The 24,098-nt window shown below is 45.1% G+C and carries 27 protein-coding genes; 13 read left to right on the top strand and 14 right to left on the bottom strand.

Annotated features, from left to right (window positions below):
* The first annotated feature begins 62 nt into the window (after positions 1-62).
* On the top strand, positions 63-908 hold the full coding sequence (locus tag AWH66_RS09405) for a LysR family transcriptional regulator (RefSeq protein ID WP_083399991.1): 846 nt from the start codon (positions 63-65) through the stop codon (positions 906-908).
* A 99-nt stretch (positions 909-1,007) separates the two neighbouring features.
* The gene (locus tag AWH66_RS09400; protein ID WP_063604828.1) at positions 1,008-1,481 is read left to right on the top strand and encodes a DM13 domain-containing protein; all 474 of its coding nucleotides are present in this window, start codon (positions 1,008-1,010) and stop codon (positions 1,479-1,481) included.
* Positions 1,482-1,496: 15 nt separating this feature from the next.
* Here the strand turns inward: AWH66_RS09400 and nagA are convergent, their stop codons facing one another.
* The 3 genes from nagA to AWH66_RS09385 all read right to left on the bottom strand — a co-directional run bounded on the left by nagA (position 1,497) and on the right by AWH66_RS09385 (position 4,256).
* Positions 1,497-2,633: an N-acetylglucosamine-6-phosphate deacetylase gene (gene nagA / locus AWH66_RS09395; RefSeq protein WP_063604827.1), complete on the bottom strand. Its 1,137-nt coding sequence runs from the start codon at positions 2,631-2,633 to the stop codon at positions 1,497-1,499.
* A 65-nt stretch (positions 2,634-2,698) separates the two neighbouring features.
* On the bottom strand, positions 2,699-3,559 hold the full coding sequence (locus AWH66_RS09390) for an N-acetylmannosamine kinase (RefSeq protein ID WP_063604826.1): 861 nt from the start codon (positions 3,557-3,559) through the stop codon (positions 2,699-2,701).
* A complete protein-coding gene (locus AWH66_RS09385) occupies positions 3,540-4,256 on the bottom strand; it encodes a putative N-acetylmannosamine-6-phosphate 2-epimerase (protein ID WP_063604825.1) in 717 nt (238 codons plus the stop codon). Before AWH66_RS09385 ends, AWH66_RS09390 begins: the two co-directional genes overlap by 20 nt.
* Positions 4,257-4,504: 248 nt before the next feature.
* Here AWH66_RS09385 and AWH66_RS09380 point away from each other — a divergent pair, with 248 nt between their 5' ends.
* The 8 genes from AWH66_RS09380 (at position 4,505) to AWH66_RS09345 (ending at position 13,409) form a co-directional block, all read left to right on the top strand.
* Entirely contained in the window at positions 4,505-5,470 is a 966-nt protein-coding gene (locus AWH66_RS09380) for a sialic acid TRAP transporter substrate-binding protein SiaP (protein ID WP_063604824.1), read from the top strand.
* Between the two features lie 79 nt (positions 5,471-5,549).
* Positions 5,550-6,059, top strand: coding sequence for a TRAP transporter small permease (locus AWH66_RS09375; RefSeq protein ID WP_006075311.1), 510 nt, complete (start codon positions 5,550-5,552; stop codon positions 6,057-6,059).
* A gap of 9 nt (positions 6,060-6,068) precedes the next feature.
* Complete coding sequence (gene siaM, locus AWH66_RS09370; RefSeq protein WP_063604823.1) at positions 6,069-7,352, top strand: sialic acid TRAP transporter large permease SiaM; 1,284 nt, start codon at positions 6,069-6,071, stop codon at positions 7,350-7,352.
* 55 nt (positions 7,353-7,407) lie between these two features.
* Positions 7,408-8,295 (top strand): dihydrodipicolinate synthase family protein, encoded by an 888-nt coding sequence (locus tag AWH66_RS09365; RefSeq protein ID WP_063604822.1) that lies wholly within the window; start codon positions 7,408-7,410, stop codon positions 8,293-8,295.
* Positions 8,296-8,454: 159 nt separating this feature from the next.
* Positions 8,455-9,288 (top strand): MurR/RpiR family transcriptional regulator, encoded by an 834-nt coding sequence (locus AWH66_RS09360; RefSeq protein WP_031493297.1) that lies wholly within the window; start codon positions 8,455-8,457, stop codon positions 9,286-9,288.
* Positions 9,289-9,476: 188 nt separating this feature from the next.
* A complete protein-coding gene (locus tag AWH66_RS09355; RefSeq protein WP_063604821.1) occupies positions 9,477-10,628 on the top strand; it encodes an N-acetylneuraminate epimerase in 1,152 nt (383 codons plus the stop codon).
* A gap of 13 nt (positions 10,629-10,641) precedes the next feature.
* Positions 10,642-11,697 carry a YjhT family mutarotase gene (locus AWH66_RS09350; protein ID WP_063604820.1) on the top strand — a complete coding sequence of 352 codons (1,056 nt, stop codon included), beginning with the start codon at positions 10,642-10,644 and terminating at the stop codon, positions 11,695-11,697.
* Positions 11,698-12,077: 380 nt separating this feature from the next.
* The gene (locus AWH66_RS09345; RefSeq protein WP_063604819.1) at positions 12,078-13,409 is read left to right on the top strand and encodes an anaerobic C4-dicarboxylate transporter; all 1,332 of its coding nucleotides are present in this window, start codon (positions 12,078-12,080) and stop codon (positions 13,407-13,409) included.
* Between the two features lie 79 nt (positions 13,410-13,488).
* On the opposite strand, the gene AWH66_RS09340 is transcribed toward AWH66_RS09345, so the two are convergent.
* On the bottom strand, positions 13,489-13,890 hold the full coding sequence (locus AWH66_RS09340) for a hypothetical protein (RefSeq protein WP_006075320.1): 402 nt from the start codon (positions 13,888-13,890) through the stop codon (positions 13,489-13,491).
* A gap of 266 nt (positions 13,891-14,156) precedes the next feature.
* Between AWH66_RS09340 and AWH66_RS09335 the strand changes: the two genes are divergently transcribed.
* Entirely contained in the window at positions 14,157-14,432 is a 276-nt protein-coding gene (locus AWH66_RS09335; protein WP_143081484.1) for a hypothetical protein, read from the top strand.
* Positions 14,433-14,452: 20 nt separating this feature from the next.
* Here the strand turns inward: AWH66_RS09335 and AWH66_RS09330 are convergent, their stop codons facing one another.
* The 9 genes from AWH66_RS09330 to srlA (AWH66_RS09290) form a co-directional block, all read right to left on the bottom strand.
* Complete coding sequence (locus AWH66_RS09330; protein WP_063604817.1) at positions 14,453-14,812, bottom strand: PTS glucitol/sorbitol transporter subunit IIA; 360 nt, start codon at positions 14,810-14,812, stop codon at positions 14,453-14,455.
* A 9-nt stretch (positions 14,813-14,821) separates the two neighbouring features.
* The gene (srlE, locus tag AWH66_RS09325) at positions 14,822-15,799 is read right to left on the bottom strand and encodes a PTS glucitol/sorbitol transporter subunit IIB (protein ID WP_063604816.1); all 978 of its coding nucleotides are present in this window, start codon (positions 15,797-15,799) and stop codon (positions 14,822-14,824) included.
* The gene (gene srlA, locus AWH66_RS09320; protein WP_306305461.1) at positions 15,796-16,356 is read right to left on the bottom strand and encodes a PTS glucitol/sorbitol transporter subunit IIC; all 561 of its coding nucleotides are present in this window, start codon (positions 16,354-16,356) and stop codon (positions 15,796-15,798) included. The genes srlE (AWH66_RS09325) and srlA (AWH66_RS09320) overlap by 4 nt, the downstream gene beginning before the upstream one ends.
* A 212-nt stretch (positions 16,357-16,568) precedes the next feature.
* On the bottom strand, positions 16,569-17,348 hold the full coding sequence (srlR, locus tag AWH66_RS09315; RefSeq protein WP_063605149.1) for a glucitol operon DNA-binding transcriptional repressor SrlR: 780 nt from the start codon (positions 17,346-17,348) through the stop codon (positions 16,569-16,571).
* A gap of 100 nt (positions 17,349-17,448) precedes the next feature.
* On the bottom strand, positions 17,449-17,802 hold the full coding sequence (locus tag AWH66_RS09310) for a transcriptional regulator GutM (RefSeq protein ID WP_006075326.1): 354 nt from the start codon (positions 17,800-17,802) through the stop codon (positions 17,449-17,451).
* Positions 17,803-17,902: 100 nt separating this feature from the next.
* Positions 17,903-18,682, bottom strand: a complete 780-nt coding sequence (srlD, locus tag AWH66_RS09305) for a sorbitol-6-phosphate dehydrogenase (protein WP_062458724.1) — start codon at positions 18,680-18,682, stop codon at positions 17,903-17,905.
* 117 nt (positions 18,683-18,799) lie between these two features.
* Positions 18,800-19,156, bottom strand: coding sequence for a PTS glucitol/sorbitol transporter subunit IIA (locus AWH66_RS09300; protein ID WP_006075328.1), 357 nt, complete (start codon positions 19,154-19,156; stop codon positions 18,800-18,802).
* Positions 19,157-19,187: 31 nt separating this feature from the next.
* Entirely contained in the window at positions 19,188-20,165 is a 978-nt protein-coding gene (srlE, locus tag AWH66_RS09295; RefSeq protein WP_063604815.1) for a PTS glucitol/sorbitol transporter subunit IIB, read from the bottom strand.
* A gap of 12 nt (positions 20,166-20,177) precedes the next feature.
* Positions 20,178-20,729: a PTS glucitol/sorbitol transporter subunit IIC gene (srlA, locus tag AWH66_RS09290; protein ID WP_038230885.1), complete on the bottom strand. Its 552-nt coding sequence runs from the start codon at positions 20,727-20,729 to the stop codon at positions 20,178-20,180.
* Positions 20,730-21,133: 404 nt separating this feature from the next.
* Here srlA (AWH66_RS09290) and AWH66_RS09285 point away from each other — a divergent pair, with 404 nt between their 5' ends.
* Both AWH66_RS09285 and AWH66_RS09280 read left to right on the top strand, forming a co-directional pair.
* Complete coding sequence (locus tag AWH66_RS09285) at positions 21,134-22,105, top strand: KpsF/GutQ family sugar-phosphate isomerase (RefSeq protein WP_063604814.1); 972 nt, start codon at positions 21,134-21,136, stop codon at positions 22,103-22,105.
* A 19-nt stretch (positions 22,106-22,124) separates the two neighbouring features.
* On the top strand, positions 22,125-23,018 hold the full coding sequence (locus AWH66_RS09280; RefSeq protein ID WP_063604813.1) for a LysR substrate-binding domain-containing protein: 894 nt from the start codon (positions 22,125-22,127) through the stop codon (positions 23,016-23,018).
* A gap of 82 nt (positions 23,019-23,100) precedes the next feature.
* Here the strand turns inward: AWH66_RS09280 and AWH66_RS09275 are convergent, their stop codons facing one another.
* A complete protein-coding gene (locus tag AWH66_RS09275; protein ID WP_063604812.1) occupies positions 23,101-24,075 on the bottom strand; it encodes a TAXI family TRAP transporter solute-binding subunit in 975 nt (324 codons plus the stop codon).
* Positions 24,076-24,098 lie beyond the last annotated feature (23 nt).

Here is a 24,098-nt window from a genome sequence, read left to right as displayed (position 1 = left end):
TCAATTGACAGTCACCTTTGCTCTGCTAGGATAAGAAATAACACTCACTAAATCAGATCGTTATGGACTTAAATCTACTTACAACTTTTGGCGCGGTTTATCGTCATCGCTCTATAACAATGGCAGCAGAAGAATTGGAGCTCACTCAACCCGCAGTTAGTGCAGCTTTGAAGCGTCTGGAAGGAGTAGTGGGTAAGACACTGTTTGTTCGTTCAGGGAGAGGTATTGCTCCGACAGGTGCAGCCGTTGCATTGGCAGACAAAATTGAAATGCCGCTTTCGATCTTAGAAACGATAGAAAAGCGACAAGAAATTACCAAAGTCTATTGCAGTGAAGCGCTGATGCACCTGGTATGCGATTTACCAGGACTGTCATTTATCGAGGCTCCATTGAGTGAAGAGCAGCTCCTTGCCGATATAGATTCTCAAAAAGTTGACCTCGCCATTGATATTGCAACGAGTATGAGCCAAGCCCATATCGTAGAGGATATTTTCGATGAGCCCGCCGTCTGCGTCTGTAGACAAGATCATCCAGACATCGGCGATACGCTGTCATACGAGGAGTATTTCAAAGCCCAACATATTGCACTGAAAATTCGTCGTAACAACGTCAACATGATGGATTTTTTATCTGAGAAGCCCAGCCCACCGAGAGTTATAAAGGCCGAAACTGGTTCGGTGTCAAGCATGTTAGCACTAGCAGCAACAACAAACCTGATCGGAGCATCAACCCTCTCTCTGGCAAATCATTTGGCACCGATGCTCAATCTCAAAGTATTCCCCATTCCTCTGGAAATACGTAATGTCCAACACCGGATGATCTACCACCGCCGTTTTATTAATGATGACGATCACAAGACAGCGCGAGAGACGCTTAAAGCCGTCATTCAAAACAATCAATATCTGTAAAAATAACCACCTATCACACCAATAAAGTTGATGGGCCTAACAGGCTTGCACTATGGTTAACGATAAAGGTGAAAACGTTGTAACGTCAAAGGAGTGACTGTGAAACGAGTAATTCTACTATTCACCCATTTGGGTGCTCTGTTTTGTGGCTTTATGCTAGGCATTTACGTACTGCCTATTTTGACTCAACCAGAGTCTCCTTCCATCGAGAGTATCCAAACCAATTCCAACAACATTGTCTACTCGGGCACCTTCGATAAAGACCGTCAGGACAGCGACTTTTTCCACTGGGGGGAAGGCAACATTAGTTTTACCATTAATAGCGCAATGTTCGTTGGAGAGCTTGCTCCGGGACCAGACTACAAACTGTATCTATCTCCAACCTACGTCGAAACAGAAGCGGATTTTAATGCTAACAAAGCTAGCATGTTACAGGTGGGAGATGTGAAAACCTTCGATAGATTCTTGCTATCGCTGCCAGAAGGCACAGACTTAAGCCAATACACGGCAGCGATCATTTGGTGTGAAAGCTTTGGCGAGTTTATTACCTCAGCCAAATTACAAGCAAACTAACTCCATAAACGGAAGTTAAGGATTTAGCACACCATCAACTAATACCGCATAGGAGCTGTAATCAGAATTAAGTATGGTTGCAGCAGCTCGGTAACCCGGCTTCAAAGTACCCACGTCGTCCAGATTAAGGGCCTCGGCTGGATAGGTTGAAGCCATTCTCAATACCTCAGCCTCATTAAGTCCCCAAGCAATGGCATTGGCGACAGACTGATCCATGCCAATATGCGCACCGGCTAGAGAGCCACTTGAGTTCACCAGTTTGCCATCTTGTACCGAGATTTCTTCTCCATCTAAGACAAAACGATTGGTTCTGCTGCCGACACTTGCCATCGCATCGGTCACAATAAGCAACTTCCCTTCTGGTTTAAGCTTATGAGCCATCAAAACGTTTTGCGTTGCAACATGAATACCATCGACAATAATGGAGCACCAAGCATGGTCGGTCATTAATGCCGTACCAACAGTACCAGGCTCACGCCCTTCAAGCGGTGACATCGCATTAAACAAATGGGTAAAGCCATTTACTGAAGCAAGTTTTTCTGCCGTTAACTGATGCTGAGTTGCATTACTGTGCCCACAAGACACCACAACGTGGTGCTGCTGCAACCAATTTAGAGCCTGCGTATCAACATTCTCTGCCGCTAACGTGACTAAGCTAACCCCTCGCTCTAACCACGGGAAAGCTTCTAGCTGTTCAATCGTTGGGCTATAGAACTTATTGGCATCGTGCGCCCCTTTCTTGTCTTTATTAAGCCAAGGCCCTTCTAGATGAACACCTAATACACCTGCTACGCCCTGCTCGATCGCACACTCCGCAGCAATTAACGCCGTTTTCATTTCCTCTGGCGTTGCACTGATCAAAGTTGGTAATAGATAGGCTGTACCGTGTTGACGATGTGCTCGACAAATCGTGTCTATGCCGTCTGCAGTTGTATCAGAGTTAAACATGACATCGCCGCCGCCATTCACTTGAATATCGATAAATCCCGGCGCAACGATTCTGTCGCCAACATCAGTAACAATGACTGAACTAGGCAATGTCGACGTGGGGACTATGTCGACAATCCGGTCTCCTTTCCAAACCAATGCAGAGTCGGAATGGTACTGCTCGCCATCAAAAATCGTCTTGGCTGTGATTGCTCGTATCGTCATTTGTCTATCCATTCCTTTCATCAACAGCCTATGAGGCTGCGAAATACTATTCTTTACCCATTTCACTATGAGAATTGGGCTGCGGCACCCAATAAACAAGCATCATAATCACCGGTCGCCTTAACGACGTCTACTTGAAATGCAGCTGGCATTGTTTCGATATAGTCTAGAACTAATGGAATGTACACCTCCGTTAGCCCTATTCCTCCACCTAGACAAACAAGATCTAAGTCTAGTGTAGCTTTCAAATTACAACACAGCTGAGCAACCGCATGCGCACTCTTTTTGATGATGTCCATTGCTTGCGCATCGTCGCGGGCGAGTTTAAATAACTCAATATTCGAGATTGTCGGGTGGATAGTTTGACGAGCAACTCGGTTAATTGCCGTTCCAGAGGCAATGCTTTCAACACAACCACGTTGCCCACACCCACAGACCGGACCATTGAGATCGATACTGGTGTGACCGATATGTCCAGCGAGATGCTGACTCCCTTTATACAGTTGCCCATTAAGAACTAAACCACCACCCACACCAGTTGATACCGTTATGTACGCCATATTGTTAACGGTTTTTTTGAGAGAGCGATATTCATACCAAGCTGCAGCTTGAGCATCATTGAGAATGGCAACAGGCTTATCCGTTTGCGCTTCTATCTCTTTATGTAACGGAAACGGTTGAGGGAAGGCAAGAGTATCAGGATTAATAGAAGTAATACCTTCTGGTTTCACCCATCCCGTAGTGGATATGCCAATCTGTGTGACTTGGTGTATCCATGACCGACACTGTGCAAGAATTTGACTAGCAAACTCTTGTACACATGTCGTCTCAGGCGTCGCTAGCTGAGCACGCTCTATCAGTTCACCATTTTGAACCAATCCTAGAGCCACTTTAGTACCACCAATATCAATAGCTAACGTGCTCATACTGTTTTACCTCTGCTTGAGTTGCCGCATTGAACCATTGAGTCACCACTTCTAGTCTTGTCAGTGCAGAGCCTACTGTAACGGCTATTGCGCCATTGGCAATCGCTTGTGCTGCTAACTCCGGCGTATTGTATCGCCCTTCTGCCATGGTAAAGAAGCCTTCGGCTGCAAATCTTCGAACTAGATTTAAGTCGGGCTCGGTAGGCTCTTCGCCACCCACATAGCCTGACAACGTCGAACCAATGATTTCCACACCTTGCTCATAAGCCCAAACGCCATCTTCAAAACATGAACAATCCGCCATACCAAAACAAGGCGTGCGTTGAATGGCGTCTACGATCACAGCTCGAGACTCAGGACGAACCCGACTCGTTGCATCAAACGCAATGATTGTTGCGCCCGCCGCCGCTAGCGCTTCGACATCTTCAACATAAGGGGTAATTCTAACTGGACTGTCAATAAGGTCACGTTTCACGATGCCGATAATTGGTATAGTCACATTAGCTGCTACCGCCGCAACATTTTTAACACCTTCGATACGTAGAGCTTTGGCACCCGCTTGCTGCGCGGCTAAAGCCATGGCAACAATGAATTCAGTTTTCTCGAGTGGACTTCCGACAACTGGCTGAATAGATACTACCGTTTGCCCACGCAATTGCTCTTTTAATTCTCTGATTTTTAGACTTTTATCTCTCACTTCGAGCCTCTCGTCTTATGTTGGCGTCAACGAAATATTGGACATGCTTCCTTGTCCCAAAACCGCTTAACGAGTCTTTAAACAGATAAGTTAGGCTAAATTTTGTCCGTGATCACAGTTTGTGAAAAGTTGATTTGAAAATAATCTTCACGACCATAATAATCCATAACGAAGATTTTTTTCAAACAAAATAAAATTTTTTTTTGAAACTCGCGAATCTCGCCAAACAATGGACAAAAGGGAAGAACATGAAAGCTATAAATAAAATTACTATCGCTATGCTGACATTAGGATGTGCAGTTTCAGTACAAGCGGCGACAACACTTAAGATGGGCATGCAAGCCTCTGTTGGATCTGTGGAATATACCTCTGCAAAACTTCTTGCTGATACAGTAGAAGAGATGAGTAACGGCGACATCAAGATTGCTTTGTACCCTAGTGCGCAACTCGGTGATGACCGCGCTATGCTTCAGCAATTAACCCTTGGCGATCTCGATATTACTTACGCTGAATTTGGTCGTATGGGTCTATGGATCCCACGCGCAGAAGCAGTAACCCTACCTTACGTTGCCAAAGACTACGAACACCTACGTCGCATGTTTGATTCAGATTTTGGTCAAGGTGTACGTGAAGAAATGCTGACTAAATTCAACTGGCGTGCTCTAGATACTTGGTACAACGGTACTCGTGAAACCACCTCTAACCGTCCTCTAAACACGATTGAAGATTTCAAAGGTCTGAAGCTACGCGTTCCTAACGCTAAACCGAACCTAAACTATGCAAAACTTTCTGGTGCATCGCCAACACCAATGGCGTTCTCAGAAGTGTATCTAGCACTGCAAACCAACGCGGTTGACGGTCAAGAAAACCCATTGCCAACCATCAAGACAATGAAGTTCTACGAAGTTCAGGACAACCTTGCTATTACTAACCACATCGTTAATGACCAAATGGTGATTATTTCTGAATCAACATGGCAAAAGCTTTCAGACGCCGATAAGAAGATTGTCAGCGAAGCAGTAGCAAAAGCAGGTGCTGCTCATACTGCATCGGTTAAAAAGCAAGAAGCTGAGCTTATTTCTTTCTTTGAATCTGAAGGCGTGAAAGTCACTTACCCTGATCTCGCACCATTCCGTGAAGCAATGCAGCCTCTATATACGGAATTCGAAGAGAAGATTGGCGAGCCTATCGTTAAGAAACTTGCTGCAATGTAATTGCCGCGATCAATTCGACGTTCGCTTGAATTGAAGTTGTAATCTCGGCTGGCCGGTTTGGTCAGCCTTGGAGCCTAAAATGATACGCAAAATATTTGATAATATTGAAGAAATCATAACAGTGCCGCTGATGGCGGCCCTGTTAGTGGTGCTGACTTGGCAAATAGGAACACGCTGGTTGCTGAACGATCCTTCTTTGTGGAGTGAAGAATTAGCTCGTGTGCTGTTTATGTATATGTCACTCATCGGTTGCGCGATGGCCATCAAACGAGGCACCCACGTCAACATCACCTTTTTCTCGGATAAGCTTCCACAAAATATCCGTTATTCATTAGTAATCGCACTCGAACTCGCTGTGTTGGTGTCCATTTTCGCCATCATTTACCTCGGGTATCAGCACGTACAACGTACCGCTTTCTTTGAACTCATCACCTTAGGCATCTCTAGTAAATGGATGAACTACAGCCTACCTCTTGGTGGCGTGTTCATGGTCGTCCGACAGTTGCAAAAGATCTTCTCAATTGGAGCTGAGTTTAAACAAGCTAAAAGCGAAGACGCTTCTAGCTCATCGCAAGTTGCCCAGAGGTAAGGAGTTCTCATGGCAGGTTCAATTTTCGGCTGGCTGGCTCTGTTATTTGCAGGTATGCCTGTTGGCTTCTCACTGATATTTGTTGCTTTAGTATTCTTGGTATTAACCAACAGTACTGGAATCAACTTTGCGGCTCAGCAAATGCTTGGCGGCATTGATAACTTTACCTTACTCGCAGTGCCGTTCTTTGTTCTTACTGGACACTTGATGAACAGCGCGGGAATTACCGAACGTATTTTCAACTTTGCTAAGTCTATGGTCGGCCACGTGACCGGTAGCTTAGGGCATGTAAACATCATGGCAAGCTTGCTGTTCTCTGGTATGTCTGGCTCTGCTCTCGCGGATGCTGGTGGCTTAGGTCAGCTTGAAATCAAATCCATGCGTGACGCAAAGTACCATGATGACTTTGCCGGTGGTTTAACTGCAGCCTCTTGTATCATCGGTCCACTAGTACCGCCGTCTGTACCACTTGTTATTTATGGTGTGGTCTCCAATACCTCTATTGGTGCGCTGTTCTTGGCGGGTGCAGTTCCCGGCATCCTATGTTGTGGCGCGTTAATGGTGATGAGCTACTTCATCTGTAAAAAGCGCGGTTACATGACGCTGCCAAAAGCATCACGCAAAGAGCAGTTTAAGTCGCTAAAAGAAGCCTTTTTATCCCTGCTTACACCAGTCATCATCATCGGTGGTATTTTCTCGGGTAAATTTACACCAACAGAAGCAGCGGTCGTATCCTCTCTTTACGCTCTGTTTTTGGGTACGGTGGTATACAAACAGCTCACACTCGCAGGTTTCGTCGACATTCTAAAAGAGACCGTCAATACCACAGCTGTAGTAGCACTTATGGTTATGGGTGTCACCGTCTTCGGTTGGATTGTCGCTCGTGAACAATTGCCGCAAATGCTAGCAGACTATTTCCTAACCATTAGTGATAACCCACTAGTACTGCTTCTGCTAATTAACCTATTACTGTTGTTCCTAGGAACCTTTATCGAATCACTAGCACTATTGTTGTTGCTGGTACCTTTCCTCGTACCGGTTGCGGCGGCTGTAGGCATTGATCCTGTTCACTTCGGTGTGATGGCTATTCTTAACCTCATGATTGGTATTTTGACACCACCTATGGGCATGGCGCTGTATGTTGTATCTCGCGTTGGTGACATTCCATTCCATGTGTTAACCAGAGGCGTTATCCCTCTTCTAGTGCCACTGTTCATCGTATTGGCATTAGTAGCAATCTTCCCTCAAGTGACGCTTTTCTTACCAGAGCTGTTCTTAGGATACGGACAATAACAATTACGCAGGCCAGCATTGGCCTGCCATTAATAGCAATTTGAAGGCCAATAAAATGAGAAAACTACAAGGACTTATCGCAGCACCACACACTCCTTTTGATGCAAGTAATCGAGTGAACTTTGCTGCGATTGACCAAATCGCAGAACTGCTTGTAGAGCAAGGTGTAACAGGCGCATACGTTTGTGGCACAACTGGTGAAGGTATTCACTGCTCTGTTGAAGAACGTAAAGCCATCGCTGAGCGTTGGGTAACAGCATCAAAAGGTCAGTTAGACCTGATTGTTCATACTGGCGCCTTGAGTATTGTTGATTCCTTAGAGCTAACCAAACACGCAGAGACCCTCGACATTATGGCAACATCTGCCATTGGTCCATGCTTCTTTAAACCCGGTTCAGTTGAAGACTTAGTGGACTATTGCGCCCAAATAGCGGCCGCGGCGCCGTCAAAAGGCTTCTACTACTATCATTCAGGAATGTCAGGGGTCAATTTAGATCTTGAGCAGTTCCTAATCCAAGGTGATCAGAAAATCCCAAACCTTATGGGTGCCAAATTTAACCACGTAGATCTCTATGAATATCAGCGCTGTATGCGTGTTGCTGAAGGTAAATTTGATATTCCATTCGGTGTTGATGAGTTTTTACCTGCCGGTCTTGCCGTTGGCGCAGTTGGTGCGGTGGGCAGCACTTACAACTACGCTGCACCACTTTATTTGGAGATTATTGAAGCCTTCAATCAAGGCGATCAACCACGTGTGACAGCACTCATGGATAAAGTCATTGCTATCATTCGAATTCTGGTGGAGTATGGCGGCGTCGCTGCAGGTAAAGCAGCAATGGAAATTCATGGTATAGACGCGGGCGATCCGCGCTCACCAATTCGAGCCTTGACCGCTGCCCAAAAAGCGGATGTGGTAGCGAAAATGCGAGACATCAACTTTTAAATATCGAGTAGGAAAAGGAGGCAATCGCCTCCTTTTTAAGCTTTCAGACAAACCGTATATCATTTCTCCATGAAATGCCGCGAAATATATTAATTGTTGGTGTTAAAGCGTTAGGTAGTCTGATATTTTTAATCTAGGTACAAGAATTAAGGGGATACCGTGGGATCACCGAACAATCTACTGGTTCGTTTGCGCTCCAACATGGAACCACTCAGTAAGAAATTAAGACAAGTCGCGGACTACATTCTTGAGAATGCTCATGAAGTGCAGTTCCAGACCATCACTGATCTTGCTCGAAATACCCAAACCAGTGAAGCGACTGTAGTGCGTCTTTGCCGCGATATGGGTTACAAAGGTTATTCCGACTTCCGCATGGCCTTAGCAGTGGACCTGAGCCAAAACGCCAGTAAGTCTGCACCTGTTAAAGATGGTGACATCTGCGATATTTCGGCAAGTAGTGCGGTTGATAGTCTCCAAGATACCGCAAAGCTGATTGACAGAAAGGCACTGGACAGGATTTGTACCTTAGTACATTCCGCCGACTTTATTGGTTGTGTCGGTGTAGGCGCATCAAGCATCGTGGGTAGATACCTAGCTTACCGACTTATCCGAATCGGCAAGAAAGCGATTATGTACGAAGATACTCACTTGGCAGCTATGAATGCTAGCCGCTCTACACAAGGCGACTTGTGGTTTTCTGTATCGAGTTCAGGCTCCACCAAAGAAGTAGTTCATGCAGCAAAGCAGGCGTTCAGTAAAAATGTCCCTGTAGTTGCACTAACTAACATTAATCACAGTCCGCTCTCGGCAATTTCAACGGAAATGTTAGTAGCAGCTAGACCGGAAGGTCCCTTAACCGGTGGAGCATTTGCATCCAAGGTAGGTGCTTTATTATTAGTGGATGTCCTCGTAAATTCACTTTTGGACAAGTACCCTGAATATAGTGACTCCGTCATGGAAACCGCCGAAGTTGTGGTACCACTCATGTCATAGACGCTATCAAACTACCACTTTTAAGCCCATCTTTTGATGGGCTTTTTGTTGCATAAAAAACCTTCTTTATAACGATTAGATAAAAATTATTTTTATTGTTAACTTGATCAAAGAATATTTTCTCCAAAGATCGATAATGTGTATACATTTTGGCCAAACAGGCCATCACCTATCGATAAGGAAATATCATGAAGACAAGGAACTCACTCTTTGCACTCGCTCTTTCATCATTGATTATCACTAGCAACACTCTCGCATCTGAGTCATGGCCAGATTTACCCGAAGGTATCAAAAGTGGCGTCAGTGCACAGATAGGCGACAAAGTGTATGCTGGTCTTGGTTCCTCTGGCAGCGCATTCTATTTACTCGACCTTGCTAATATTGACAAGGGATGGCAAAAGCAAGCTGACTTTATCGGTCCCGCAAGAAATGGCGCTACCGCAACCGCAGTTAACGACAAGATCTATATTTTTGGAGGCGCAGGAAAAGAGCAAGCTGATGCCACCTCTCCTATTTTGTTCGACACGGTTTATCAGTTCGACACCACGAACGACACCTGGTCTCAAGTAAAAAGCACCAGCCCAGTTGGTTTGCTTGGCGCCGCTTCGTATTCTCCCAACGGTAGCCAGATTGTTTTCTTCGGCGGCTACAACAAAGCCTATTTCGATCAGTATCTTTACGACATAAACACCACCGATAAGAAAGCTCAGCCAGACAAATGGCAATCCATTGTCGACAACTACATGGGCATGGCGCCTCGAGATTACAAATGGAACGATAAAGTCGTTAGCTACGACCCAAAAACGAATCAATGGAATACTCTAATTGTTTCACCTTATCTGCCGAACTGTGGCAGCGCGTTGGTATCCGATGGCAATACTGCCACGCTGGTCAGCGGTGAAATCAAGCCAGGGCTTAGAACCGCAGAAGTAAAACAGTTTAACTTTGGCGCCGCTCAACCGTGGAAAAGCCTCAACTCTCTTCCTGCACCTCAATCTTCGAATGTCCAAGAAGGTGTGGCGGGGGCTTTTGGTGGTGAGTCAAACGGCGTAGTTTTAGTCGCAGGTGGTGCCAACTTCCATGGCGCTAAACAGGCCTTTGAACAAGGCAAACTTTTTGCCCATAACGGCTTTAGTAAAGCCTTCAATCCTGAGATTTATGTCTTAAAAGACAACTTATGGCAGCAAGCAAACAACCTCCCTGAAGGCTCCGCCTACGGCGCATCATTTACCACACCAAAAGGTGTGCTGATTGCAGGCGGTGAAATGGCTGATCGCTCAGCAAGCAAAAAAGTGTACCTGCTGAGTTGGAATGGCAAATCTGTTGATATTCAAGATTAGGAAATAACCCAAAATGACTATCTGTTTGACCGCTTTACCGCCCCTACCTATCTCAATGAAAAACGGTATTGGAGGGCTGCTTGGCCGCCGCCTCTATACTGGCCTAGGCAGCGCAGGGAAGCGTTTTTATTATTTGGATATAGATAACCTTGATCTTGGTTGGCAAATCGCTCAGCCCTTTCCGGGATGCGAGCGCAACGATGCCGCTAGCGTAACAACAGACAAAGGGATCTATGTTTTCTCAGGCGCAGGTAAAATGGACACAGACCCTCACGTCCGCGTGCTGACAGATAGTTATTTTTTCTCTAAAGTCACGCAAACGTGGTCCAAGCTCGATACCACTATACCTGTAGGATTACTCGGTGCCAGTGCCACTTCGATTTCAGACCACCAACTCATTTTCATTGGAGGATATTGCAAAGAAACGTTCGATTCGCTGTTCGCGAAAATCTCTAACGCCAGTTCAGCTACTGATGAGCGTTTCATATTAGACTCATTTATGTCTCAACCCATCGAGGCCTACGGTTGGAATCCGCATATCTGGACGTTTGATACTCGGACACTCCGTTGGTCAAAGCTAGCAGATAACCCCTATTTACCTAACTGTGGCGCAGGGCTGATAGTGAAAGATCAACAAATTCTACTCATTGAAGGTGAGATCAAACCGGGTCTAAGAAGTTTGGAAACCAAACGATTCCAAATTAAGGCTAACGGATCCGTTGAATGCGACTTACTACATACCATTGTCCAAAATGAGCCAAAGCATGAGGGGATCGCAGGGGGTTTTGTGGGACTCATCGACAATATACCTACTGTCGCCGGAGGCGCTTTTTTTGTTGGCAGCCAACAACGCTTTCAACAAGGGCACTTATTCAGCCATCAAGGGCTTGTAAAACACCATAGTAATGCCATTTGGCAGCTAAGTGACTCTCAATGGAACAAAGTGGGGCATCTTGCTGACGGAAAAGCGTATGGGGTAAGTGTGTCTCTCGATAAGGGTATCGCCATACTGGGAGGAGAGAACCAACAAGGACAGGCTGTAACTGACTGTTTTATCATAAGTAATTAGAAAGCTGTGATGCTAATTCCAATTAGAAAATTAATAACCAAATGTCCGATGCACACTAACAATAAATTGACAGAGAAAACCGTTTCTATTCGCATAGTGTTTGAGCCTTAAACACCTAGTTGGCGCATTTGCGCATAGACACAGAGGCAGTACGCTCCCCCTTGTACTGCCTCTTATTTTTCAGTTGTGCAACCAATCAAATACTCAGTAAACACACCTAGATTACACCCTATTTACTTCCTCTCTCTATAACGTGACCGAACTTATAAAATCAACTTTCCATTTTTCATTCAATACGTTGTGTGATCTTTACGTCAAATAACCTTATATTTTAGATGGATAATATTGAGAGTGTTACAAATTGTAAATAGGAAATATTAATGCTCTATTTTGAATTTATGTTCCTGCTCTTGATGCTCTATATCGGCTCAAGAAAAGGGGGAATCGGCTTAGGTGTGGTCTCGGGCATCGGTCTCACCATTGAAGTCTTTATCTTTAAAATGCCGCCAACCTCTCCTCCTGTCACGGTCATGTTGATCATTCTGGCGGTTGTGACGTGCGCATCTATCTTAGAAGCCGCCGGAGGACTAAAGTTTATGCTGCAAGTAGCAGAACGCTTGCTGCGTAAGAATCCGAAACGCGTGACGCTCATAGCACCTTTTGTGACTTACAGTATGACCTTCTTGCTAGGAACTGGTCACGCAGTCTACTCCATTATGCCGATTATCGGTGATGTTGCGTTAAAGAACGGTATTCGTCCAGAACGCCCGATGGCCGCAGCTTCGGTAGCTTCGCAAATTGCCATTACCGCTTCACCTATTTCTGCCGCAGTCGTGTATTACCTCGCACAATTATCGGATCTACGACCAGATATTACCTTGCTGTCCATACTCATGGTCACCGTTCCCGCTACTTTATTCGGCACACTTTTGATGTCACTTTATAGTATGAAACGAGGTAAGGAATTAGAGGACGATCCTGAATATCAAACTCGCTTAAAAGACCCTGAATGGCGCGAGCGCATTTTGAACACAACAGCGACGTCGTTAGACGAAGTTCTACCTACATCAGCACGTAACTCAGTCCTACTGTTTTTACTGTCTATCGTCGTCATCGTTATTATTGCAATGGTTCCTGAAGTGAGAACCATTGGCGACGCGGCAAAGCCGATCAGTATGGCCGTCATTATTCAAATGATGATGCTCTGCTTCGGCGGTATCATTCTGCTCGCAACCAAAACTGATCCACGCCATGTGCCTAATGGTGTGGTCTTCAAATCAGGAATGGTCGCTGCCATTGCGATCTTTGGTATCGCTTGGATGTCAGACACTTACTTCCAATATGCAATGCCACAATTTAAATCAGGGATCGTCGAAATGGTAACGGATTATCCTTGGACGTTTGCATTGGCCCTATTCATTGTATCGGTTGTTGTTAATTCACAAGCAGCCACTGCTCGAATGATGCTTCCTGTGGGTTTAGGACTGGGCTTGGATCCAGCATTGCTCATTGGTTTAATGCCAGCAGTCTATGGATATTTCTTCATTCCAAACTATCCATCTGATATCGCAACCGTGAATTTCGATTCTTCCGGTACTACTAAGATCGGTAAATGGTACTTCAACCACTCTTTTATGAGTGTCGGTTTGATAGGCGTCGTTGCCGCGTGTTGCGCTGGTTACATTCTCGGTCAAATGGTTATTGGATACTAATCTTGCTACCTAACTCATCTCACTAAAACGCAAAAACGGTGACCTTGATACGGTCACCGTTTAGTATTCTCGTTGAAACCTAGAATTTCCAGGACACACCCAAGTCAACGCCCACACCAACATCAACGCCATCTTTAAACTTCACTTCTGGCGTAGCAAATAAGTCCACATCAAGGTTTTTCACTGGCTCCCAACGAAGCCCCACTGGCGCATGCACATCAACACGTTCACTATTCCAGTTATAACCCACACCACCTTCAACGAACCAGCTGATATTGTGCTCTTGCGACAGTGGCTTCTGCAAGAACGCCATACCACCGTTTACGTAGTTATCGTTAACACCAATGATAATGTTGTCAAACTGGAACGTAATACCACGTTTGGTATCAGCGCCAAGCTCGAAAGCCTGTGCAGTGGTCGCCGTTAGCGCCAAAATACCGGTTGTTGCAACTAGAGCGTGTTTGATAAGTGTGTTTTTCAATGTTGTAACCTCAATAAGGCCATCCTGAGCAATGTATTCCTTGAGTTTATGAATCTACTCAAAATCGAGTAATGTCGTTTGATGCAGGTATTCTATTCAAACGACTTATAGCGACTTACCATTTTGTGCCATGCGGTTCAGAAAGTGCGCGCTAACTCTTCCTACATCTATAAAACTCATTAATATCTCAACCCTTGCTCGGCTCATACATTTGCCAAAGCACTTTCATTACACTGACCATCTAATGAAGCAACGAGAGATAGCCAATGATAACAACCAACCACAACTCTAGCGGCTCGCCATCAAGGACTATGGGAATAACCAGCCTATCCGCGGACTGGATTGGAGAACAGATACGCCTCATTAGACAGGGAGTCGAACAGAAACAAGGACAAAACATAGAAAAGATAAACAAAGCTTGCCAAAGTTGGGAAGCCCTACTCGATCATGGCCTCACACCAGCAACTATTCACAACCTCGCTGACACCACTCCCGCCGATTTGATGTTTCTTAGGTACTATGCAATTTCACCTGAGAAGTAACGCTTCGTCCACTTTACACGCTAACCAAAAATCAGCGACACACCCGAATCCAGCTGCGGTTTTTTCCTTCCAAGTACATGGACCGTACCAGCAAGGTCCGGTGTGAGGTTTCCGTCGAACTTAATGGTAATATGACCTAGATTTTTCAGATTGGTATTTGCCGCACTGCCTACAGACGTCACCACATAAGGTTCATCATCAATCAATAAGGTGCTTTCAGTAGACAAATCACCCGAGTACTCTGCTTGATCATGAATAAAGCAGTAATCAGCCACATCTTCGGGCGCTGAATCATTAAACAGTATCAACATATCATCTTGAAGCGCCTCTTGTGCAAACTCTCCAACGCTCACAATATTGGCTCTAAACTGATAACCCATCATCATCCCTTATTGATAAATGAACATTGAAACAAACCAAGCAAACAGCACCGTTGGAGCCCCCGTAAGGAAGCGAGAATAAAGTACCGACGGCACACCTATCTCCACCGTTTCTTGCTTAGCTTCTGCCAGTCCAAGCCCCACGGGAATAAAGTCACACGCAGCTTGAGCGTTAATCGCAAACAGAGCTGGAAGCGCTAAATGAGCTGGAATATGGCCCGCACCAATTTGTACCCCAACTAACACACCAATGACTTGAGCGATCACTGCGCCAGGGCCTAAAAATGGAGAAAGCAACGGAAAAGAGCAGATCAATGCCAACGTCACCAGTCCCAAAGGATTCTGTGCCAACGGCGACAGCAGGTTGGCAATCACATCACCAATCCCCGATGCCATGATGACGCCAATCAGCATTGAAACAAATGCCATAAAGGGCAGAATAGTTTTAAGCACCGTGTCGATAGTGTCACGGCCAGCTTGATAAAAAACCGACATAACCGAGCCCATGCCGACCCCGACCTTAGCAATCAGCCCATCCGACTGGGCGCTTAACTTCAGAGACGTATCGTATTGACGAGGCGTGTCAGATTGGCTAACCGGCTCAGCCTGGCTATTGGATTCACCTTCAACCAATTCGATACACTGAGGAGTTACCGAAGAGGCATAGATATCTGCTTTGATGAATTGAGCAAGAGGACCACTTTGCCCTGTCGCGTGGATGTTTAATGTCGGGATCCCTTTTTTAGGATACAGCCCACATCGCAAGGTTCCTCCGCAGTCGACAACCGCTAATGCAACATCCTCATCTTCAAGCACCTGTCTAAAACCGTCGACACTCTCCAATCCCGTTAGATTTTCTAGGGCAGTGACCAAATCAGGTTTGGTTCCTCCGGTCACGTAGAGAATTTTCTTTCCGGCAATAATAGGCACAAACAGTGGACCACCCCAGCCTCCATTTCCCGCAGAGACTTTTAACATCATGCTCATGAGCCCTCCTTAGAAATTTCGACCTTGTCAGATAGCGCCCTGCCTTGTTGTTTGCAGATGATGCTCGTCGTCAAATCAGTGATCCAACCTCGGAAAAAGTTTGTCACTAAACCAACAAACAAATAGCTGACAGCAAGCGGGGCCAACGGCAGATTAAGCTGAGTGATTCCGGCAGCAATACCTAAATAAATAAACAACTCCCCCGGATTAACGTGAGGGAACATGCCATTCATGGAATGACAACTGTAGGACGCAGCCGCGTAATAAGAGGGCTTATACTTTTCAGGAAGAAAACGTCCAAGACTGAGTGTCATTGGATTACAAAAAATGAAAGTCCCAATAAAAGGTAAAACCAGATAGCGTGATACTGGGTTGCCTGCACATTTTGTCGCTAACCTTTCAATCCGATGTTGGCCAATAAAGCGAATGAGTGCATTCATGGCGACAAGCAGACAGACCAATAACGGCAAGATGCCAGTGACCATATCAGAAAGAACCTCGCCTCCCTTTTCAAACAGTCCAATAAACCATTCGGCGCCTAGAATCATGTAGTCCAAAGTTATCCTCCTTACGCTTTGGACTATATTGTTCCTCTTATCATTATCAAAATGAAAGCAATACACTTTCGCAACGTGAGGGATATCACCAATATACTTTTTATGTGAAAAAATATATCACTTAATGTAAAAGTTAATGCAGAAGAAATGGATAATTTTGAGGATCGAGATACTGTAGGCGAGGTTCCTACAGTATCATTGGGAGAAGGACATTACACGAGATAAACTTTGATGTTGTTCGATTCTAACTCTGCTAGATGTTCTGGAGAAATATTGCTATCGGTGATAACGGCATCGATGTCTTCCAAAGGCACAACAACATTAGGACTACGACGGCCAAATTTGTTGCTATCTAAAACGACAATCACTTCGTTGGCAGCTTCGTACATTGCTTGGCTCACTTGATAGGCTTCATTGTATGTGGTCGTCCCACTGTTTAAATCAAAGCCATCAGCACCGATAAATAGCTTGTCAAAAGTGAACTGACTAAAAGCTTGCTCAGCCAATTTGCCATGAAACGAAGCAGAGATACGACGATAGGTGCCGCCTGGAATAATCACGGTATGTTCGCGCTCTAATTGTGCCATGGCGTTAACAATGTGCATGCTATTGGTCATTAGAGTGAGCGCTAGTTTATCTTCCAAATGGGGAACCATTTGTAATGTAGTACTACCGCAGTCGAGTATTATAGAATCACCATCACGTATAAGCTCACACGCTTTCTTTGCAATGGCGGATTTGAGGTCGAGATTCAAGGTCTGCTTCTCATCCATTGACCGATCCTCGAGTAATGCTTGACCAGTCTTACTTGCACCACAGGCTTCTGCACTACCATAGCGTCTTACAACCAACCCTTCCTCTTCCAGGGTCCGCAAATCCGTACGAATGGTTGCTCCTGAGGTTTCAAAAATGTTTGCCAAATCATTTACCGAAGTCTTACCCTCGTGTTTCAGATAGTTCACCAACTTCTGACGTCTATTTTCAATGTTCATATGCACCATCACTAATTTTTTTTAAACTATACACAATTTCCCTTTCACTGTGAAAGAAAGAAACCTAAGTTTATATTTCTTGGTACATTCTGCGACCTGATTAACCTTCGTAGGCAACAGAGATGGCTTCTTGCGTCCCTTTCGCTAGTTCATTCATTACCGCAGCGGATAATGGGTAACTTAGCCCAACAATTTTGTCCAAAGTCTTAGGTCTAGCAAAAACAGAGATTCCATTTAGGACTTTGGCATCCACTATGGTTTGTTGGTCATTCTCAGCAACCACAATGAGCGTTCTCGCCTTCCAACGACTTTTGGTTCTGCCGATCTTTACATGCCCTTTCTGTGACATAGATTGAACCATTCGATTGAAAGAGCGGATTTGAAAAAATCCCAACGCAATTTGACCAATCCAAGCCACAATGGCCACTAGAATTAATGTAGTTGTTGAGTCCATAAAACACCTCTCTAACTGTTTAAATAAGGGCAGATATTCTGCCCTTGAAATCGCTACCTAACGTAGCATCAGGAGCACAAGACATCACCTAGTGGGGGAACTAGAACATCACCTGTCCGCCAGTGATATTAATCGATTGTCCTGTACAGTACGCGGCTTGTTCACTCGCGTAAAACTTCAGTACGTTCAATACATCTTGATAATCGCAGCCTGCTTTTAGCGGCACTTTATCAATATAAATTTGCTCAACTTCCTCTTCACTAACACCCAGTTTTTTCGCATATTGAGGCTTCAGTGATTGAAACATTGGGCTCTGTAGCAAGTTACCTAGCATTAATGAATGCACGGTAATTTTGTGCTCAGCCAAATCAAGAGCTAAAGATTGCGTCAAGCCAACGCCTCCAAATTTAGCCGCCGAATAACCACTATTGTGTTTCGATCCAACTTTGCCTGATTTAGAGTTAATTTGAATAATGCGTCCACCACGATTTTCACGAATCATGATTTTTGACGCTTCACGTGCACACAGGAAGTAACCTGTTAGGTTAACACTTAATGAGCGTTGCCATGCATCCATAGGGAAGGTGTCAATTTTAGCGGCGGTAGCAGTGCCTGCACTGTAAACCATCAAATCGATTCTACCAAACACCTCGTCCACACTTTTGGTCATATTGATAACCGACATCTCATCGGTCGCGTCAGCGGCAATACCAAACGCCATGCCTTCGCCATAAGTTTGATTAATCTTGTCAGCAATCTGCTGAGCATTATCACCGTTTAGGTCTGCTACGGCTACGCGGTAGCCATCTGCTGCTAAGCCTTCACATAAAAAGGCACCCAATGTTTGTCCACCACCGACTACTAACGCTGTTTTACACATAAATACTCCGACATTCTTACAAATTTAATTCTTTAAAAAGGGCCTCTACATTCCACTTTGGGAGAGTGTTTCAAAGCATCTGCAGAGGCCAAAATACCGATTGGAATCTAGTTAACCTTATGAGAAAGAGATGGTTTCTCCGATGTTGCAGTGAGGAACAGAGCCGCTCACATGCAAACACCCTGGATATTCCGCTTCGTTCAAGCTATCGAACCGAATCGTGATGTGACCGAGTTCTGAAAGGTTCTTATTCACCACCTCACCAACAGCAGTGATAGGGTATTCATTCGAACCTAGCTGTAACGTTCCGCCCACATTAATATTGCCTTTCAAGCTATCGTGAGAGTGGATAAAGCAGTACTCAGCGGCATCCGCCGGTGCCATTTCACCGAATAGAATCATCATGTTGTCTGCCAACGCTTCTTCTGCGAGTTCACCGACATGCTTGATGGTTGATTGGTATAATTTGGTCATTTTTAGATTCCTTTGGGAGTGACTGTTTTACTTATTGATAAATGAACATTGATACAAACCACGCGACTAATACGGTTGGAGCACCAGTTAAGAATCGCGAGTAAAGTACTGATGGAACGCCAATTTCGACAGTTCGCGGTTTTGCTTCTGCTAAGCCAAGACCAACAGGGATAAAGTCACACGCCGCTTGTGCGTTAATCGCAAATAATGCTGGTAACGCTAGGTGCGGAGGGATATTGCCAGCACCGATTTGTACACCGACAAGCACACCGATAACCTGTGCGATTACTGCACCAGGGCCTAAGAACGGTGATAGCAGCGGGAAAGAACAGATCAGAGCTAGAGTGACGAGACCAAATGGACTTTGTGCTAATGGTGTCAGCGCTGACGCGATCAAATCACCGAAGCCTGAAGCCATGATTACGCCGATAAGCATGGATACAAACGCCATGAATGGCAGAATGGTTTTCAATACCGTATCAATCGTGTCACGACCGGCTTGGAAAAACGTCGACATGACCGACCCCATACCAATACCGATACGTGCCAACAGGCTATCGCTTTGTTCAGTCAGCTTTTTGTCCGTCGCAAAACGAGCTGACTCGTTTGCTGCTGGCTCCGGAGTTAGCGTCACTGTTGGCTGCGCATCAGAAAGCTGAATATTTTCCGGTTTCACACCAGAGACGTAGATATCTTCTTTGATGTATTGCGCTAGAGGACCACTTTGCCCTGTCGAGTGAATGTTTACTGTTGGAATACGTTTCTTCGGATATAAACCACAACGTAACGTCCCACCACAGTCAATAATCGCGACAGCAACTTCTTCGTCTGGTACTGAAGTTTTGAAACCATCTACCGCTTCATAACCTGTCAGTTCGGCAATACGGTCAACGATATCTGGTCGAGTACCACCAGTGATGTAGACAATTTTCTTGCCTTCTTCGATTGGCAAACATAGAGGACCACCCCAGCCGCCATTACCTTTATTAATAATTAGTGAGTTTGACATGACACAGGCCTCTTATGATTGGAAGTGAACAGTACGTTCTAGTTGAACACCTTGCTGACGCTCTACCATTGCAGTAGTAAAGTCAGTCACCCAACCTCTAAAGAAGTTAGTTACCATACCGACTAGTAGATAGCTCACAGCTAGAGGTCCTAGTGGTAGACCCAGCTGAGTAATACCGTTAGCGATACCAAGGTAAACAAACAATTCACCTGGGTTAATGTGAGGGAACAGGCCATTCATGGAGTGGCAACTGTACGAAGAAGCTGCGTAGTAAGAAGGTTTGTATCTCTCAGGAAGAAAACGACCCAAGCTCAACGTCATTGGGTTACAGAAAATGAAGGTACCGACAACAGGCAGAACCAGATAGCGAGATACAGGGTTGCCAGCACTACGCTGTGCCAGTTTTTCTACTTTGTCTTGTCCAACGAGACGTATCAATGCGTTCATGGCGACAAGTAATGAAATTAAGAGAGGAAGTATGCCTGTTACCATTCCGGTAAAGACCTCTCCGCCTTGTTGGAATAGCCCGATAAACCATTCCGCTGAGTGAATTATAAAGTCCATGTTGACCTCTTTTGTTTCAAGGATAAGTGCTGATTGCCTTTTTACTTTTTCATTATTATTTTCATTTTGAAAGATCATATTTTTCATTTATTGATTAAAGTCACAAATTAAATGAAAATTAAAATAAAAATAATGAAAGAAACAAAAGAGCCAAAATGGAATGCGACAACATTAATATCCTTATAAATCAGTCATATAAAGCACCTTCTTTGAATAAGATTTCAATGACAACCAATAGTTCTGAATTCCTCTCTATGAAATGAAGATCTTGACTTTCAACTAGACGCCAAGATTGAGAGAGATCCCAATAATGAAAATAATGAAAATTACAACTTGCTCTTTGCCGGAGGTGTGAAACACTAGGCAGCAATATCTATATCGTTCAGCTCGTAGGACACATCGCCATGCAAGTCGTTAAGACAGAAGTCATCGAATACGCCACACAAGTCATTAATGCCGAGATAGCAGAAGCTCGGAAGCTATTGGGACGATTGGAGGACAATTTTGCGCAAGCGGTGTCGCACATCGTTAACTGTCAAAGCAAGATAATTGTGTCTGGAATAGGCAAGTCAGGTCACATTGGCAAGAAGCTGGCTGCAACACTGGCTTCAACGGGTTCACCTGCCTTTTTCGTTCATCCGGCGGAAGCACTTCACGGAGACCTAGGGATGATCACTAAAGGGGACTTAGTGATCTTAATTTCAAACTCAGGTGAATCTGCCGAATTTAAGACTATGCTGCCGATATTAAAAGAGCGCGGGATTTCTATCATTGGTATGACTGGCAACACTTCATCTCATTTGGCGCAGAACAGCGATTGTGTGGTAAATATCGCCATAGACAGCGAAGCGTGTCCACTGGGACTCGCTCCAACATCCAGCGCAGTCAACACATTAATCATGGGTGATGCTTTAGCGATTACGGCAATGAAAATTCGCAAATTCGATAGTATTGATTTTGCACAGTCTCACCCTGCAGGTGCTCTTGGAGCGAAACTACTTACGACAGTAGGCAACGTAATCTCCGAGTTTGAACACAATGCCATTTGCCAACCAGAACAAAGCTTAGCGGAAGCGATCAGCGTACTATGTGAGAGTGGTAAAGGGCTTATCGCCATTTGTCGTCAAACGATGCTTGTAGGTGTCTTCACGGACGGAGATTTAAGGCGAGCCCTCGCCAATGGCGCCGTTCTAGCAGACAAAATTGAACAGCATATGACCACCAATGGCAGACAAACAAGTGCGCGAGTAAAAGCTTACGATGCATTGAGCTTAATGCTTGATAACGCCATTTCAGCACTACCTGTTATCAATGAACGCGATGAGTGTGTTGGCGTAATTAGCATCTCAGATATTCATCGTCGAGGTATCAAGTAGAAGAGTTCGGGAAAACACTATGAGTAGCAGCTCAGGCTTACCTTCTATCAAAGCGCTCAAAACCTTCGTGGCAGTCGCGCACAACCTCAGCTTTTCAAAGGCTGCTCAGGAGCTGAGTGTGACTCAAGGAGCCGTCAGTAAACAAGTCGCAGCACTAGAGCAGCAACTTGGTCAAGCACTGTTTGAGAGACACATTGATGGGATTAGACTTACATCTATTGGTGAGCAGTATTTGCCTAGTATTATCGAAGCCTTGGAAAGTGTTCAATCTGCCACGGCAAGGCTCAAACAGTCTGAAAACAACGAAGCGGTATTAAATCTGGATGTCACGCCATCATTTGCCAGCTTATGGTTGATCAACGCATTGCAAGACTTTCGGTCGCAAAATGCCTGTATACGAATCAACCTAAAAACAGGTGATGGCCTCACTAAAGGCTTGAACGCGCGAAGTGACATCATAATCCGCTGTTTACCTATCGCTACCCATTATGAAAATGCCACTCTGCTACATAAAGAGACGCTGCGCTTGGTCGGTTCTCCAGATCTCGTCGAGCATCATCCTATTCACTGTCACCAAGATTTAGAAGTTCACCAATTTATCCCCCATATTACTCGACCACAATTGTGGGAGAAGTTTCGAAATCAATTTTGCCCTGATACACCGATGAATTTTTATGGCGTGGGGTTTGAGCATTTCTTTATGTCTTTGGAGGCTGTAAAGGCAAACTGTGGGCTCGCTCTTCTTCCTGACTTTATGGTCGATCCTTTAATCGAAGCAAAGCAATTGAATAACCCTCTCGCCCTTAGTTTAGTGAGTCAGTACGGTTATTATGCCATCACCCCAAATCATCGTCGCGACAACAAGCAGGTCTATCTGTTCAACCAGTGGCTACAAGATCAGTTTCGTTGCTAGTTGCACCGCTCCCGCGACCATTAATAAAAAAGCCCAGCATTACATTGCTGGGCTTTTAAGAGTGTTGCAATAAAAGAGTTTATTAGTCCATCAAACCCGCTTCTTTGTAGTACTTCACAGCACCTGGATGCAATGGTGCTGACAAGCCATCTTTGATCATTTCTTCTTTCTTCAGGTTAGCGAAAGCAGGGTGAAGACGTTTGAAGTCATCAAAGTTTTCAAATACAGACTTAACGATGGCATAAACCACATCTTCAGGCACGGCAGTAGACGTAACGAATGTTGCACCCACACCAAACGTCATTACATCGTCTGGGTTACCGTTATACATACCACCCGGAACGGTCGCTTTACGGTAGAAGCTGTTGTCTTCAACCAACTTATCTACCACTGGTCCAGTTACCGATACAATGCGGCTATCACAAGACGTTGTCGCTTCCTTAATCGCACCACTTGGGTGGCCTACGGTGTAGATCATTGCATCGATTTTGTTGTCACACAGTGCTTTAGACTGCTCAGATGCTTTTAGCTCTGAAGTCAGTTTGAACACATCTTTGTCCCAACCGTAACCTTGCATCAAGACTTCCATAGTCCCGCGCTGACCGGAGCCAGGGTTACCGATGTTGACTCGCTTACCTTTAAGATCTTCGAAGCTTTCAATACCAGAGTCAGCACGCGCCACCACAGTGAATGGTTCAGCGTGAACAGAGAATACCGCTCTAAGATCTTTATATGGACCAGCATCAGCGAACTTACTGGTACCGTTATATGCGTGATATTGCCAGTCTGACTGCGCGATACCTAAATCCAATTCGCCAGCTCGAATGGTATTGATGTTGTATATCGAACCGCCGGTACTTTCTACCGAGCAACGTACACCGAAGTCGGCTCGGTTTTTATTTACAAGACGACAAATAGCACCACCCGTTGGATAGTAAACCCCTGTTACGCCACCGGTTCCGATAGTTACAAATCGGTCTTCCGCCTGCGCGAGAGTCGCTCCTCCCATGGCAATACATGCAGCAGACACGGTTAACATGGTTTTTAATTTGGTCATAGTTATTCCTTTCCTGTCGTAGG

Source organism: Vibrio barjaei, from assembly GCF_001639065.2.
Lineage (GTDB): Bacteria > Pseudomonadota > Gammaproteobacteria > Enterobacterales > Vibrionaceae > Vibrio > Vibrio barjaei.
This window is presented reverse-complemented; position numbering and strand designations above follow the sequence as displayed.